This is a genomic window from Gaoshiqia hydrogeniformans (assembly GCF_049347105.1).
Lineage (GTDB): Bacteria > Bacteroidota > Bacteroidia > Bacteroidales > Prolixibacteraceae > Gaoshiqia > Gaoshiqia hydrogeniformans.
This window is the reverse complement of record NZ_CP186334.1, coordinates 2,771,776-2,787,704: the sequence shown is the minus strand read 5'-3', so window position 1 is coordinate 2,787,704 and position 15,929 is coordinate 2,771,776. Positions and strand designations below refer to the sequence as shown.

9 protein-coding genes are annotated in these 15,929 nt (G+C 48.8%); 8 read left to right on the top strand and 1 reads right to left on the bottom strand.

Going from position 1 to position 15,929, the window contains the following annotated elements; all coding sequences use genetic code 11:
• Positions 1-182: 182 nt before the first annotated feature.
• Entirely contained in the window at positions 183-2,654 is a 2,472-nt protein-coding gene (gene priA, locus ACOIT5_RS11065) for a replication restart helicase PriA (RefSeq protein WP_423130536.1), read from the bottom strand.
• A 125-nt stretch (positions 2,655-2,779) separates the two neighbouring features.
• Between priA and ACOIT5_RS11060 the strand changes: the two genes are divergently transcribed.
• From ACOIT5_RS11060 to ACOIT5_RS11025, 8 genes are all read left to right on the top strand, one after another.
• Positions 2,780-3,373, top strand: a complete 594-nt coding sequence (locus ACOIT5_RS11060; protein WP_423130535.1) for an RNA polymerase sigma factor — start codon at positions 2,780-2,782, stop codon at positions 3,371-3,373.
• A gap of 144 nt (positions 3,374-3,517) precedes the next feature.
• Positions 3,518-4,567: a FecR family protein gene (locus ACOIT5_RS11055; protein ID WP_423130534.1), complete on the top strand. Its 1,050-nt coding sequence runs from the start codon at positions 3,518-3,520 to the stop codon at positions 4,565-4,567.
• Between the two features lie 88 nt (positions 4,568-4,655).
• Positions 4,656-7,988 (top strand): TonB-dependent receptor, encoded by a 3,333-nt coding sequence (locus ACOIT5_RS11050; RefSeq protein WP_423130533.1) that lies wholly within the window; start codon positions 4,656-4,658, stop codon positions 7,986-7,988.
• Positions 7,989-8,001: 13 nt separating this feature from the next.
• On the top strand, positions 8,002-9,456 hold the full coding sequence (locus ACOIT5_RS11045) for a RagB/SusD family nutrient uptake outer membrane protein (protein ID WP_423130532.1): 1,455 nt from the start codon (positions 8,002-8,004) through the stop codon (positions 9,454-9,456).
• A 165-nt stretch (positions 9,457-9,621) separates the two neighbouring features.
• On the top strand, positions 9,622-10,926 hold the full coding sequence (locus tag ACOIT5_RS11040; RefSeq protein WP_423130531.1) for a sulfatase-like hydrolase/transferase: 1,305 nt from the start codon (positions 9,622-9,624) through the stop codon (positions 10,924-10,926).
• A 23-nt stretch (positions 10,927-10,949) separates the two neighbouring features.
• Complete coding sequence (locus ACOIT5_RS11035; RefSeq protein ID WP_423130530.1) at positions 10,950-12,617, top strand: FAD-dependent oxidoreductase; 1,668 nt, start codon at positions 10,950-10,952, stop codon at positions 12,615-12,617.
• Between the two features lie 41 nt (positions 12,618-12,658).
• Positions 12,659-14,149: a carbon starvation CstA family protein gene (locus tag ACOIT5_RS11030; RefSeq protein WP_423130529.1), complete on the top strand. Its 1,491-nt coding sequence runs from the start codon at positions 12,659-12,661 to the stop codon at positions 14,147-14,149.
• A 19-nt stretch (positions 14,150-14,168) separates the two neighbouring features.
• Positions 14,169-15,842: an FAD-dependent oxidoreductase gene (locus ACOIT5_RS11025; protein ID WP_423130528.1), complete on the top strand. Its 1,674-nt coding sequence runs from the start codon at positions 14,169-14,171 to the stop codon at positions 15,840-15,842.
• Positions 15,843-15,929 lie beyond the last annotated feature (87 nt).

Sequence of the window (15,929 nt, the reverse complement as noted above, 5' to 3'; positions counted from 1 at the left end):
TTTCAGTTATTTTCTGATGTTCAAATTTTATCGTGCGGTACAAAAGTATAAAAATTGAGATTCTAAAATACAGTCGTTTGTTAAATTATGTTACAAAGATTTAACGTGATGCCTTTTCTTCTCCTTCCGGCAGTTTTTCTTCTGAGGATGAGGGCTTTTCACTCCGAACCGGACAACCAGGCTTACATCGGATCAACATCGGCATAAACAACCAGGTTGGCATGATTGGGCAGGGACTTCAGCTGTTTGATTTCGTCCATGATCTGTTTTTTTGACTGGGCCAGTTTATGGTCCCGGTCCAGTTTAATCCAGATTTCTTTTTGATACCAGTTTTGAATCCGGCTGATAACCGGGTATTCGGGCCCCAGCATGTTCATACCGAAAAGTTTACGGAGTCTGGCTCCCAAATGGTCGGCAGCCGGGTTCAGCCGTTCCTGGTTCTTGTGTTTGAGGACAATCTTCACCAGGCGAAAGTAAGGCGGGTATTTGAACAACTTCCGCTCGGCCATCTGGACGTTGAACAATTGCTGAAAATTGTTGGCAACAACGTCGTGCAGTACCGGGTGTTTGGGCTGGCTGGTCTGAATAATCACCTTCCCCTGTTTGTTTTTACGCCCGGCCCGCCCGCTCACCTGGGCCATGAGCTGATAAGAACGCTCAAAGGAACGGAAATCGGGATAGTTCAGCAACTGATCGGCATCGAGGATGCCCACCACGCTCACATGGTCGAAATCGAGGCCCTTGGTCACCATTTGTGTGCCGGCCAGAATATCAATCTGTTTGCTTTCAAATTGATAGATCAGCCGTTCATAGGCTCTTTTTGCGCGTGTTGTGTCCATATCCATCCGGGCAATCCGGGCATCGGGAAAAATCAGGGCCAGCTCTTCTTCAATTTTTTCGGTGCCAAATCCGCGTGTGCGAATATCTTCGGAATGACATTCGCCGCAATTGGCAGGCAGCGGTTCGGTGTGTCCGCAATAATGACAAATCAGCGCCGAACGGTGTTTGTGATAGGTCAGGCTGACGTCGCAATGACGGCACTTGGGAATCCAGCCGCAGGCGGAACACTGCAGGTACGGAGCAAAGCCGCGCCGGTTTTGGAACACAATCACCTGCTCGCCGTTTGCCAGCGCCTGATTGATTTCTTCGTACAATTGCGGGCTCAGCAACGATTTCATCTGTTTTCGGCGGGTTGCCTGGCGGACATCGGCGATCACAATTTCCGGGAGGCTGATATTCTGAAAGCGTTCCGTTAATTCAACCAGGGCGTATTTGCCGGTTTTGGCGTTAAAATAACTTTCGAACGAGGGCGTGGCTGTTCCCAGGATCACCTGTGCCTGGTGGATTTGTCCCAATACCACGGCTACATCGCGGGCATGGTAACGGGGAGAGGGGTCAAACTGTTTATAGCTGTTTTCGTGTTCCTCGTCGACGATGATCAGCCCAAGTTTGCGGAATGGCAGGAAAACCGCGGAACGGGCGCCCAAAACAATTTGAAATGAATGTTTTTTTTCGTGAAGGGTATTGAACCAGATTTCGACCCGCTCGGCATCGTTAAACCGGGAATGATAAATGCCGGCTTTGTCGCCGAAAGCACGCTTCATTCGGTTGATCAGCTGGGTGGTTAAGCCAATTTCGGGCACCAGGTAAAGTACCTGGTTGCCTTTTTCCAGCTGTTCTTCAATCAGCTTGATGTAAATTTCGGTTTTGCCGCTCGATGTAATTCCATGCAGCAAAACCGGCTTTTTGCCGGCCCGCTTTTCAACAAGTTGATCCAGGGCAACTTGCTGAGCTTCATTTAAATCAAAAATCACCTGGTCCTGATCATACGAAAAATCCAGCCGGCCAATTTCAATGTCTTCCGAGCGCAGGATGTTTTTTTCGATGAGCATCCGCAGCACCCCCTCGTTCGATCCGCTCCGCTCCAGCAGTTCTTTCCGGGCGATGGTTGTTTTTGGCTGCTCGTGATAAATTGTTTCAGCCAGAAAAAAATTGAACAAAGCGAACTGTTTCTTTGCTTTTTTCAGGCTTTCGAGCGCTTCGCCAATCGCCGGCTCTGTCAGCGTATGGGCATGAAGAGAAATATAAGCGGCTGTTTTGGGCCGGTAACTTTCTTCCAGCTTTTCTTCAATCAGGATCGCGTTTCTTTCAAGCAAAATTTTCAGGCTTGCCAAGGCCGAACGTTTACCCAGAAAACGGTTAATATCCTGAATGCTCTTTTGTCCCTGGTCCTGCAGCATCAGCAACAAGGCTTCTTCGTCGCCCGACAGATCAACCGGCAGGTTGCTGTGCGGGTTAAAACTGATCCGCGTCTGGCTTTCCAGTTTTAAGGCCGAAGGCAGGGCGGCTTTGTAAACTTCGCCCAGGCTGCAGCAATAATAGCTGACCATCCATTCCCACAGAATTAACTGGGCCGGCGTAACAACAGGTTCTTCATCCAAAATGGCATCAATATCCTTCAGATCGAACGAACCGGCCGGAATTTCGGCATGAAGGCGGTACACCAGGGCCGAAAAGAACTTGCGGGCGCCAAATTGCACAACAACCCGAACGCCAACTTTAATTTTGGCCTGGAATTCGGGCGCCACCCGGTAGGTAAACTGGTCGCCAAGGGGCAGGGGCAGTATCACATCAGCATATAAATCTCCGGACATCGTTTTGCAAACTTCGCAAAATTTATTCAGTTTAACCGAAACAGGCAACCGCTGTTGATAACTTATTTCCGCCATCATCCGGGTTTACGTTAATTCTGTTATATTCGCTGCCATAACCTGAGCCCTTGACCGGACCAAAAGAAAATACAGAGAGCAACTGGGTGCTTGCATTGAAAAAAGGAGACGCGCAGGCTTTTGATGCCATTTTCAGGATGTATGGCAAACGGCTGTATTATTTCGCCTGGGGTTATTTGAAATCAAAGCCCGAGGCGGAGGAAGTTGTCCAGGAAGTTTTTCTTAAAATCTGGAAAAACCGGGAAGGCTTAAACCCCGACTTGTCGTTTAAAGCTTACCTGTTTAAAATTGCCTTCAACCACATCCAGGAATTATTTTTAAAACTGGCCAACGAAAGGAAATACCTCAACCAACTGGTCGAATCGTCGGTTTCGTTTACCAACGAGATGGACGAACGGATTAACTACCGATCGTTGCTCGAATTGGTCGACGGGCTGATTCGTCAATTACCGGCCCGGCAAAGTCGGGTTTTTATTCTGCGGAAAAAGGAGGGCAAATCCCTGAATGAAATTGCCGAGGAACTCAACATCTCTCCAAAAACGGTAGAAAACCACATCACCGAAGCCATGAAAAAAATAAAAGAAGGTTTATCTGACGAACACATGGCCGGTCTGTTATTCTTTTTCCTGTTTGTAAAAAAATAAGCAGGCAGGCATTTCGGGGCTCCCAAAAAAAAAATTTCAGGCAGACTAGGGGAAAATGATTTCTCAGCCCTATAACTTATCAGTAGCGAAAGTGTCATCTTCCTGTTTCGGAATAATCACTTGTTTCAACGCTGCTTTTGAAGGATGAAAATTTCACAGGATATATTGCAACGTTTTTTCGCCGGCAACTGTTCAAGGAATGATTACCGGTTGGTTCACCGGCAATTCTCGGCAAAAGAAGATCGGGAAGAATTAAGAAAACTGCTGGAGAAACACTGGATGGAATTTGATCCGGCAGATGTCGGTCAGGATGAAACGTTTGACAACATGCTGCACCGGCTTCATCACCAGCTTCATCTTGAGGAAAGTAAAAAAACAATCCGTTTGTCGCGGTTTCAATGGATCCAGCGAATTGCGGCCATTTTATTTATACCCCTGTTACTGTCGTTCCTGGCCTATTTGTATGTCAACCGGCAGGGAAATGATCCGGAAGCTTATGCTGAAATCAGGAGCCCGCTTAGCGGGAAAACACATTTTGTTTTGCCCGATGGCACATCCGGTTTTTTAAATAACGGATCGGTGCTAAAATATCCCCTTGCTTTCAACCAAAGCCGTCAGGTTGACCTGGTGGGTGAGGCTTGTTTTGATGTGGCGCACAACGGGAAACCATTTCACGTGTTAACAAAAACACTGGACATCAAAGTGATGGGGACCACATTTAACGTCATTGCCTACGACGACGACCTGACGGAAGAAGTTGTTTTACAGTCGGGTAAGGTACAGGTTTCGTCTAAATCCGGAAATAAGCTGGCGATACTTGAACCTGATCAGAAAGTGACCATCAGTTTGGCCTCCAATAAAGTAGTTCTGAGACAGGTCGATGCCTCCCAGTATACCGCATGGACGAAAGGCAAGCTTGTGTTCCGGAACGAAAGCCTTGATCTGGTTGTAAAACGGCTAAGCCGGTGGTATAATGTTGATTTCGATCTGGCCGACCCCGAACTGCTGGAATATACCTTTCACGCTACTTTCATGGATGAGCGGCTGGATGAAGTCTTAAAACTGTTATCCTTAACAACGCCGATTTCATACGAAACGGAGAAACGAAGACAACCGGCCGGGAGCGAAGTTACAGAGCGACAGCTGATTAAACTAAAACAAACCAAAGAAACGAAAAACCGAATACAACAATAAAAAAACAGGAAAGTGCTGGCACACCTTCCTGTTGACAATCAAGTAGTTTACGCAAAACGAATGTTTAACCACTTAATGATTCAAATTTATGAAAAAAAAACGAATCCGGGTGTCAGAGCTCCTCTGCACGCTGATTAAAATCTGGAAGATTATGCGTTTAGGATTATTCTTTCTGTTTTTATTTATGGCCCAGTCGTGGGCTGTTGAGTCGTATTCTCAGCAAACGCGTTTGACCATGAACATGAAAAATGCGAAGGTGATTGATGTGCTGAACCATATTGAAAATCAAACCGACTTCTTTTTTCTGTTTAACCAAAAACTGGTCGATGTTGACCGGCGCGTGGATATTGATGTCAATCAGGTAAAGGTGGAAACGATCCTTTCACAGTTGTTTGGTCAGACGAATGTGAGCTATTTAATCAAAGATCGTCAGATTGTGCTGACCACGAGCCAGACGGATTTTGACCGGTTTCAACAGCAAAAGGCCGTTTCGGGAACCGTAACCAACGAACAAGGCGAACCGCTGCCCGGTGTTACGGTCGTTGTAAAAGGCACTTCCGCAGGAACCATCACCGACATCAACGGGGATTTTACCCTGAAAGATACCGGATCCGGGAATACCCTGGTATTCTCTTTTGTCGGAATGGAGAATAAGGAAATTCTGATTGGCTCTCAATCGGTGATCAATGTAAGCTTGAAAGAAAGCACCATCGGGCTGGAAGAAGTGGTGGCGATTGGTTATGGCACCATGAAAAAGAGCGACCTGACCGGTTCGGTTTCATCGGTGAAAACGGAAACATTGGAATCAGTTCCGGTTTACAACATGGAACAGGCACTGAAAGTTGGAGCTGCCGGAGTTCAGGTCACCCAAAACTCAGGTAATCCGGGCGGGCGTATCGAAGTTCGTATCCGCGGCGGAAACTCGATGATCGGCGACAACCAGCCTTTGTATGTGGTCGACGGTTTCCCGATGGTAGGAGGAATCAACTTTCTGAATCCATCCGATATCGAATCGGTTGACATCCTGAAAGACGCCTCGGCAACAGCCATTTATGGCGCGCGCGGGGCAAACGGGGTTGTCATCATCACCTCCAAAAGGGGCAAAGCCGGACAAAAAAGCCGTATCGAAGTGAACAGCTTTTTCGGTTTTCAAAAAGAAACAAAAAGGTACGATTTGCTGGATGCGAAAGAATATGCCATCATCGCCAATGAATGGCTGAAAAACGCTGGCCAGCAGCCTTATTTTAACGTCGATCAGGTGCAGAGCCCGGGAACCGATTGGCAGGATGCCGTGTTGCGCACAGCGCCTTTACACAATCACACGATTACTTTTTCGGGTAGTTCCGATAAAACACGTTATTCGCTGTCGGGCAATTATTACGATCAGGAAGGAATCCTGATCAATTCGGGCGTCAAAAGAGGTTCGGTGAGATTAAACCTGGACCACGAGATGAACAGTTGGTTGAAAATGGCGGTTAATATGAATTTATCAAGAAGGGAACGTTTATCGGTTCCGGTTGACAATGGCTACCGTGGCACCTCGGTTTTGTCGGCTGCAGCTTCGGCCCCCCCAACGCTCCCGGTTTATGACCAAAACGGAATCCCTACTCAAATCGAAAAAGCTTATAGCTTTGGTTCTGCTGATATGCGTAACCCGATGATTTTTGCCGGAATGCAAACCCGTGCGCTTGCTAATAACGTAGTTGGTAACGGCACCTTCGACGTTAAACTGACCAACGAACTTTCATTTAAAACACTGCTGGGCATCGAGTATGCCTATTCGATCAATGACTATTTTGAGCCGCTTATTTTTGAGAATGACAGGGGGAGCGGTTCTCAATCTACCTACTACCGCAGCTCGTTTCTGAACGAAAACCTACTGACTTATGTCAAGAATTTTGGCGAAAAACACAGTTTGACCGCAGTTGGCGGTTATACTTACCAAACCAGCCTCGACCGGAATTTCGGGGTCAGCATCAGCGGCTTCTCAAACAATACCACCGAGAACTATAACCTGGGCGCCGCCGAAACGGTGAATACGCCATCATCGGGTTATTCGGAGTGGGTTTTGGCTTCGTGGCTTGCCCGTGCAAATTATTCATTCAGCAACAAATATCTGCTTACAGTGAGTGTCCGCGCTGATGGTTCGTCCAGGTTCGGGGCCAATAACAAGTGGGCGACTTTCCCCTCGGCTGCCTTCGCCTGGCGGGTTTCCGAAGAGCCGTTTATGACGGATGCCGGCTTGATCAGCGACCTGAAACTCCGGGCCAGTTACGGCGTCACCGGCAACACGGCATTAAGCCCATACCGTTCATTAGACCGGATGTTGTCAACCAGAGTGATTTACGCCAACCAGGAAGACGAAATTGGTTATTACCCCGCGGGTATCTCGAACAGCGAACTGAGATGGGAATCAACAGAACAGATCGACGTTGGCTTCGATTTGGCGATCATGAACAACCGTTTTCGCCTGACAGCCGATTATTATAAGAAAAACACGACCGATCTTTTGGCAGAAGTGCCGCTTCCTCCGTCAGTCGGGTTCGGATCTATCCTTCAAAACATTGGCGAAATCCAAAACCAGGGTTTTGAATTTACGCTCAATGCCGACATTTTAAGAAGTGAGGTAAAATGGGATGTAGCGGTCAATTTTTCAACCAACAAAAACAAAGTGATCGAAATTGCCGGAGGAAGCGACGTTCTCAGTGCAGGGCAAACAGCCGTTTGGTCAAGTTCCAACATCGCCCGGGTTGGCAAACCGCTGGGAAGTTTCTTTGGATACCTGGAAGACGGTTTGACCGAAAACGGCTTCATCAAATATAAAGATGTGAGCGGCCCGGAAGGCGTGCCCGACGGGATCGTGAATGCGCTTGACCGCGTAATCCTGGGGAACCCGAGTCCTGATTTCTTTTACGGCCTCAACTCAAACCTTTCGTATAAAAATTTCGAACTGAACGTGATCCTGGACGGCGTGTATGGCAACGAGGTTTTCAATGCCACCAACGGTACCCATTTAAACTCGTTCCAGCGCGGGAGCAACCAGTTTAAAGACATCATGGGAAACTACTGGACAGCCGAAAATCCCGACCCAAACGCCAAATACCCAAAAATCAGCTCCTTATCCGGCTTTGATGTATCGGACCGTTTTATCGAAGACGGCAGTTACCTGCGGGTACGGTCGCTACGGCTTGCATACAACCTCCCGGTGCGAAAAATGGGCCTGACGTTTTTCGATTTTGCCCAGATCTATATCTCCGGGACAAACCTGTTTACTTTCACCGACTACACGGGACTTGACCCGGAAGTAAACACCAAAGGCGTTGATGATCAAAATATTGGAAATCGTTTAAACATGGGGCACGACCAAAGCGGTTATCCCAATGCCAAAACGTATGCAATCGGGTTCAAACTTAACTTCTAAAAACCAGACAGACATGAAAAAAATATCATTCTTTATTTTATTGGCAATCACGTTGATGTCGTGTGAAAACATGCTGGATGAAGTTCCCAAAAACTTCGTATCCAGGGCCAATTATTATCAGAACGAAGCCGATGCCCAGGGAGCATTAAATGGGGCTTATCAACCTATCGGGCCTGATTTTTACGACATTCAGCATTATTTAATGGTTGAACTGCACGGCGACTTCCTGAACGGTCGCGGGTCGCAGGCGCCTATCTCGTTCATGGACAGGGTGCTGGACCAGCAAAATATCGGGAGGACTTCCGGCAGTTGGTTGAGGCTGTACAGCGCTGTTAACCGCGCCAATGCGGTTTTGGACAATGTCCCGAATATTGTAAACATAACGGAAGCAGCACAAAAACGCATCCTTGCCGAAGCCCGTTACCTTCGTGCGATGGCCTATTTTGAGCTGGTGAGAGGCTGGGGACCGGTGCCGCTGAAAACCAAAGAAAGTATCGACCTGTCGGACCTGGAGTCGCCCAGAGTGCCTGAAAACCAGGTTTATGAACTAATTCTTTCCGATCTGCAAGCTGCTGAAATAGATTTGCCCGAAACCGTTGGCGCCGAAACGGGGAAAGCTTCCAAATGGGCAGCCAAAATGCTGTTGTCGCATGTTCACCTCACGCTCGGAAATTGGGCACAGGCTGCCGAAAAAGCGAATGATGTGATTAACAGCGGTAAATATTCACTGGTTACCGTAAACACAGCCAACGATTTCTACAAGATCTTTGCTGTTGAAACCAGTACCGAAGACATCATGTCGATCCATCACTCGGAAACCAGCCAGTCCACGATTCCCCAATACCTGCATATGGGAAATAACTACCCGTATAATTACAGCAGTTCGGGTTTCTTCGCCTGGCTGCCGGATATGAATTCGTTTATTGGAAGCAGTTGGGATGAAAACGACCTCCGTAAATCATTCAATCTGTACACCCATATCCAAAATTCAGCCGGCAATTGGGTCCCGCTTCCGTCAACCACACCGGTACTGTTCAAAAAGTTCATCACCAACTCGAGTGGACTTCGGATTTACACTGTCCCCATTTACAGGTATTCCGAAGCATTCCTTTTTTATGCCGAAGCGGCCTGCCAGGCCGAAAACGGCCCGTCAGCCCTGGCGCTGGAACGGTTAAACATGATTAAGCGGAGGGCCTACGGTTATGCCCCGAATACCGCTTCGCCGGTTGATTATCCTTCGGGAATGAGCAAGGAAGAATTTGTCGACACTGTTTTGAAAGAAAGGGCCTACGAGTTTATGCTTGAAAGAAGGCGCTGGTTTGACCTGAAACGGACCGGCAAAGCCAAAGCTGCCTTTGCCGCCGTCGGCAAAAACCTGATCGACCAACGTTTGCTCTGGCCAATTCCGGAAAATGAAATCAACAACAACCCGGCAATCAACCAGGCCGATCAAAACCCGGGGTATTAATGAATATTATCGGAACGGTCCCATAGCGACGGAAATTAAATACAAAGACACAAGAGCACGAAAAAAATAGTCGGCAACTATGGTTTCGTGGCTTGGTGTCTTTGCATGCAATCGGTACGATCGTTTCGAAAGCATTCTTTTTTTCACAATTAAAGCTGATAACGTATGAGCATGAAAGCAGAAGGCATTTTACTAAGTATCCCGTTGCTGTTTAGCATTTCCACCCAGGCTGCTGAAAACCCGGGACCACCGGTTGAAAAACCAAATATTCTGTTGATCCTGGCTGACGACCTTGGCTACGAAAAGTTAGGATGTTACGGAGGGTTGGGCACTTCTACACCAAACCTGGATAAGATGGCTGAAAAAGGGGCGCTTTTTACCCGTACTTATACAAGTCCCGTTTGTACCCCTTCGCGCATGAGCCTGTACACCGGTAGCTACACACCAAGGCATCAATACACCAAAGTGCTTCCCATTCATTTAGGTTCGAAAGAGGTTGTTGACTTTGAAAACCGTTTTCCCACTTATGCGCAGTCATTAAAAGAAGCGGGGTATCAAACTTCGGTTACCGGGAAATGGCAGTTGGGTGCTTTGGAGTTTTATCCCGATCATTGTAAAAGCGCCGGCTTCGATTCGTGGTGCGTCTGGCAAATCTGGAAAGACAACCGGAAGACGGTTCGCTACTGGGAACCAACCATCAACCGTGACGGGCAAATCATGAGAACCACAGAAAAAGACTTTGGCCCCGATATGCTGACCAATTATGTCATTGACAGGATGAAAGCGGCGAAAGAAGCCGGAGAGCCTTTTCTGATCCATCACAACATGCTGCTTCCCCATGACCCGATCATCGAAACTCCCGATGATGTCAAAGCCGGGCGGGGAGCCAGCCTGGACCACATGATCAGTTATTTGGACAAGCAGGTGGGCATTTTGCTGAACGCTCTGAATGAACTTCATTTGACTGACCAGACCATCGTCTTTTTCATGGGCGACAACGGAACGTTTGCCCAATCGCCCCGAATGACCACACAGGGCGAAGTCGCCGGGGGAAAATATGACCTGAACGACGGCGGTTCCCACGTCCCTTTTATAGCTTATGCCCCCGGGCGGGTTCCGGCAAACAGCAAAGTGAACGATTTAATCGATTTTGCCGATTTTTTCCCGACGATTTGTGAACTGGCGGGGGCCAACATTCCCCGACATGCCAACCCCGACGGGATATCCTTTGTGAAACCTTTGACGGGAAAAGGGGCTGGCGAACGCCAATGGGTAACCAGTGGAATCGATGATGATTTTTTTATTTTTGATGGGGAATGGCGGTTACACGCCAAGGATAGCAAGCTTTTCGACTGCCGTCAACTTCCAAACGAAGCAGCGGCTGACGAAACTTCAGCCGAGGCCAAAAAAGCCCGGGAAAAACTGGCTCCTGTTGTCGAACGCTTGAAGCAAATCGCTGTAAATAACTAAACTTAATCAACTAAATCAGTACCATGAGACATCCTTCAAAATCAGTCCGCATGATCTTTCTGACTGCGATTTGGCTGCCCTTGCTCTTTTCCTGCCGGCAGCCTGAAAAAAACACGGAATCAGCCGATGTCATCATTTACGGCGGAACGTCGGCGGCAATTACCGCCGCGGTCGAAGTCGTCCAATCCGGCAAAACCGTGCTGGTGGTTTCGCCCGACACCCACCTGGGAGGCCTTTCCTCCGGCGGCCTGGGTTTTACCGATACCGGCAATAAGGCGGCAATTGGCGGTCTTTCCCGTGAGTTTTATCACCGGGTTTGGCTGCATTATAACGATTCGGCAGCCTGGAAATGGCAAAAACAGTCCGAATACGGCAACAAAGGCCAGGGCACCGTGGCAATGGACGGCGAAAACCGGACCATGTGGATCTTTGAACCGCATGTGGCCGAACAGGTTTTCGAAGATTTTGTGAACGAAAACAGGATTCCTGTCTTCCGCAACGAATGGCTCGACCGCGAAACCGGCGTGAGTGTTGAAAACGGGAAAATCACTTCCCTCAAAACACTTTCAGGAAAAACATTTTCGGGGAAGATGTTTATTGATGCCACCTATGAAGGCGACCTGATGGCTGCCGCCGGCGTCAGTTACCATGTAGGCCGCGAAGCTTGCTCCGTGTACAATGAGTCATGGAACGGCGTACAGGCCGGCGTTTTTCATCACGGTCACTACTTCAAAGAGAACATCAATCCGTATGTCGTCCCGGGCGATCCCGCCAGCGGTTTGCTCCCGGGCGTTTCGGCAGAAAAACCCGGCGAAAATTGCTCCGGCGATCATAAAATCCAGGCATATTGTTTTCGTTTGTGCATGAGTAAGCATCCCGACAACCGGACGCCGTTCCCGAAACCCGACAACTACGATCCGGCGCAATACGAATTGCTTGCGCGCGTGTTCGACACGGGTTGGGATGAATGGTTCCAAAAATTCGACCTGATCCCTAACCGGAAAACCGACACCAATAACCACGGACCGTTCAGCAGCGACTACATCGGGATGAATTACGACTATCCGGAGGCCTCCTACGAACGAAGGAAAGAGATCATCAAGGCGCATGAAGATTACCAGAAAGGGCTATTATATTTCGTGTCAAACGATGAGCGTGTGCCCGATGAAATCCGTACCAAAATGCAAGACTGGGGGTTGGCTAAAGATGAATTTACCGAAAACGGAAACTGGCCGCATCAGTTATACATCCGGGAAGCCCGCCGGATGATTGGTCAGTATGTGACCACCGAAAACGACGTGCTGGCCAAAAGCGAAGTTCCCGGACCGGTGGGAATGGGATCGTATGCAATGGATTCGCACAATGTGCAGCGTTTTGTTACCGATGAAGGTTTCGTTCAGAATGAGGGCGATATTGGCGTACACCCGCACAAGCCTTACCAGATCGCGTACGGTTCAATCGTCCCCAAAGCGGAAGAATGCGTCAATTTACTGGTGCCGGTGGCCCTGTCATCCAGTCATATCGCTTACGGATCGATCCGGATGGAGCCGGTGTTTATGATTCTCGGGCAGTCGGCAGCGGCTGCGGCAATCCTGGCGATCGATCAGAAATACCGGGTACAGGAAGTGCCTTACGCCGATTTAAAAAAGGTGCTGGAGATGAGGAAACAAGTGTTAAGTTTAAATGAATGATTTTTAACTTTGATGGCTAAATATAATTAAACCTGATACGGATGATCACGCTAATCGTTAGTTTGTCGGCCTTGTTGCTGGGCTACCTGTTTTACTCGAAGTTTGTAGAACGTTTTGCCGATGTGGATGCCACGAGGATTACGCCGGCATTTTCAATGAAAGACGGGGTCGACTACCTCCCTTTGCCCTGGTGGCGGATCTTTCTGATCCAGTTTTTGAATATTGCCGGGCTGGGGCCCATCTTTGGCGCTGTAGCCGGGGCGATGTGGGGGCCGGTAGCTTATTTGTGGATTGTTTTGGGGGCCATCTTTGCCGGGGCCACCCACGATTATTTCTCGGGCATTCTGTCGATTAACCACAACGGACTGAGCATTACCGAGATTGTAGGCATCTACATGGGAAACATGGCCAAACAGCTTATGCGCGGGTTTACCGTGATACTAATGATCATCGTGGGCGCTGTTTTCATTATGGGACCGGCCGGAATCCTGAGCGATATGACCAGCGGTTTTGGCGGGCCGGCGTTTTGGGTTTGGGTGGTCTTTATATACTACCTGCTGGCCACCATGTTGCCGATCGACAAGATTATCGGAAAGATTTACCCGGTTTTCGGCTTTTCACTCTTGTTTATGGCGATCGGGCTGATCACCGCCCTGCTTTTGGGAGGGTATCATATTCCGGAATTAACTTTTTCATCCATTCATAATTTTCATCACCGGGCAGCCGAATTTCCGGTTTTTCCCATGCTGTTTATCACCATTGCCTGCGGGGCTATCTCGGGCTTTCATGCCACTCAGTCGCCCCTGATGGCCCGGTGCGTAACCAACGAGAAATACGGACGCCGGGTATTTTACGGCGCCATGATTACCGAAGCCGTTGTTGCCATTATCTGGGCGTCAATCAGCATGAGTGTGTTTGGCGGAGTTCGCGAACTGAACGAAACCATGCAGCAAAACCAGGGAAATGCAGCTGTAATTGTGAATACCATTTCCAACTCGTTATTGGGTAAGTTTGGCGGATTTTTGGCTTTACTCGGCGTGGTGGCTGCCCCGATTACTTCGGGCGACACCGCATTTCGCAGCGCCCGGCTAATTGTAGCCGATTTCCTGAATTACCGGCAAGGTCCCGTCAAAAACCGCCTGTTCATCAGCATTCCCTTGTTCCTGATCGGCTACTTGCTGACTCAGATTAACTTTAGCGTGATCTGGCGCTATTTTGCCTGGTCGAACCAAACACTGGCCACCGTGGTGTTATGGACCATCACTGTTTATCTGGCGAAAAAACAAAAGCCGGTTTGGACCACGCTGGTTCCCGCCGTGTTTATGACTGCCGTGATCTCAACCTACATTCTTCTCGCTCCCGAAGGCTTTGCCTTAGGTAAAGAAGCAGCTTATACAATCGGATCGGCGTTTACCGCTTTGGTGACGTTCTGGTTCTTTTGGTACAAAATAAAACTTAACAGGCCAAAACTTGTTCCGGCGACTCAGGCCATCCGGGTGGAAGATGCTCTCCCGGCACAAAAAACGGAATAATCATTAAAAAAGAACAAACATGAAAAACATCGTGATATATGCAGGATTCCTGCTTTCTTTTATTTCCATGTGTTATGCGGGTCCAAAACAGGATTTTGATTTGGTTGTTTACGGGGGGACTTCTTCCGGAGTCGCAGCAGCGATCCAGGCCAGCCGGATGGGAAAGTCGGTTGTTTTGATTGAACAAACCAATCGTATTGGCGGGTTAACAACCGGCGGATTGGGACAAACCGATATCGGCAAAAAAGAAGCTGTCGGAGGTATTGCCCGCGAGTTCTACCAGAATATCAGGCAATATTATAACAATCCGGCCAACTGGAAGTGGCAAAAGCCCGACGATTACAAAGACAGCGGCCAAACCCGGACCGAGTCAAACGAAACGGCGATGTGGACCTTCGAACCCTCGGCGGCCCTGAGCGTACTGCACGAAATGCTGAAAAACGAAAAGATCACCCTCGTTTATCAGCAGCAGCTCAACCGCGAAACCGGTGTAGCAAAAAAAGGGACCCGGATTGTTTCCATTACGATGGAAAGCGGCGAAACCTATTCGGGCCGCATGTTTATCGACGCCACTTATGAAGGCGATCTGATGGCCGCTGCCAGGGTATCGTATACGTTCGGACGGGAAAGTAACAGCGAGTTTGGCGAAAACCTGAACGGTATCCAATGGACCAACGAAGCCGAAACACTAACCGGCGGTTATTCCCGGAACTCGGCAAATCACAATTTTGCAGATGGCGTTGATCCCTATGTGGTGAAAGGCGACCCGGCCAGTGGTCTGTTGCCCTTTATTTCATCAATCGGCCCGGGAGAACAGGGAACGGGCGACAAAGGCATTCAGGCATATTGTTTTCGCATGTGCCTGACCGATCACCCCGACAACCGGATTCCTTTTACCAAACCCGATGGCTACAGGGAAATCGAATACGAATTGTTGCTGCGTAATTACGAAGCCGGTGAAAAAGCCGTTCCGTGGATCAATTCGTCCATGCCAAACCGGAAAACCGACACCAACAACCGGCTTGGCTTCTCAACCGATTATATCGGGCAAAACTACGACTATCCCGAAGCCTCGTACCGGGAAAGGGAGAAAATTGTCGAAGCCCACAGAAGATACCAGCAGGGGCTGATGTGGACTTTAGCTTACCACCCCCGGATGCCCGAATCGATCCGGGCAGAAGTTTCCCGATGGGGAACCTGTAAAGACGAGTTTGAACGCGAAGACGGCTGGCAGCAGCAATTGTACGTTCGCGAGGCGCGGCGGATGATCAGCAGTTACGTGATGAGCCAGAAGAACTGCGAACGGATAGAGATCGTGAATGACCCCGTTGGGATGGCGGCTTACGGAATGGACTCGCACCATGTGAAACGTTATGTAACACCCGAAGGATTCGTGAAGAATGAAGGAAATGTGGAAGCGCATGTAAAATACCCGTTCCCGATCAGTTACCGCTCAATCGTCCCGAAAAAAGCCGAATGTTCCAATTTACTGGTTCCGGTTTGTTTAAGCTCAACACACATTGCCTTTGGGTCTATCCGTATGGAGCCGGTGTTCATGGTGCTGGGACAATCGGCCGCTACTGCAGCCTGTCAGGCAATCGATCAGAAAAAAGCCATCCAGGAAATCAATTACATCAAACTAAAAGAAAAACTGCTGACCGACCGGCAAGTGCTTGAAGTACCGGCACAATGAAGAGAACTGTAAAAAACATCAGGCTGTATTTTTATGCAGCCTGATGTTTTTTTTCCCTTTGCATATAATTTTCCTCCGGTTTTGCAG

Coding starts and splice junctions, on each gene's coding strand:
- ACOIT5_RS11030 (WP_423130529.1), top strand. CDS start 12,659: ATGATCACGCTAATCGTTAGTTTGTCGGCCTTGTTGCTGGGCTACCTG.
- ACOIT5_RS11050 (WP_423130533.1), top strand. CDS start 4,656: ATGAAAAAAAAACGAATCCGGGTGTCAGAGCTCCTCTGCACGCTGATT.
- priA (WP_423130536.1), bottom strand. CDS start 2,654: ATGTCCGGAGATTTATATGCTGATGTGATACTGCCCCTGCCCCTTGGC.
- ACOIT5_RS11035 (WP_423130530.1), top strand. CDS start 10,950: ATGAGACATCCTTCAAAATCAGTCCGCATGATCTTTCTGACTGCGATT.
- ACOIT5_RS11025 (WP_423130528.1), top strand. CDS start 14,169: ATGAAAAACATCGTGATATATGCAGGATTCCTGCTTTCTTTTATTTCC.
- ACOIT5_RS11055 (WP_423130534.1), top strand. CDS start 3,518: ATGAAAATTTCACAGGATATATTGCAACGTTTTTTCGCCGGCAACTGT.
- ACOIT5_RS11040 (WP_423130531.1), top strand. CDS start 9,622: ATGAGCATGAAAGCAGAAGGCATTTTACTAAGTATCCCGTTGCTGTTT.
- ACOIT5_RS11045 (WP_423130532.1), top strand. CDS start 8,002: ATGAAAAAAATATCATTCTTTATTTTATTGGCAATCACGTTGATGTCG.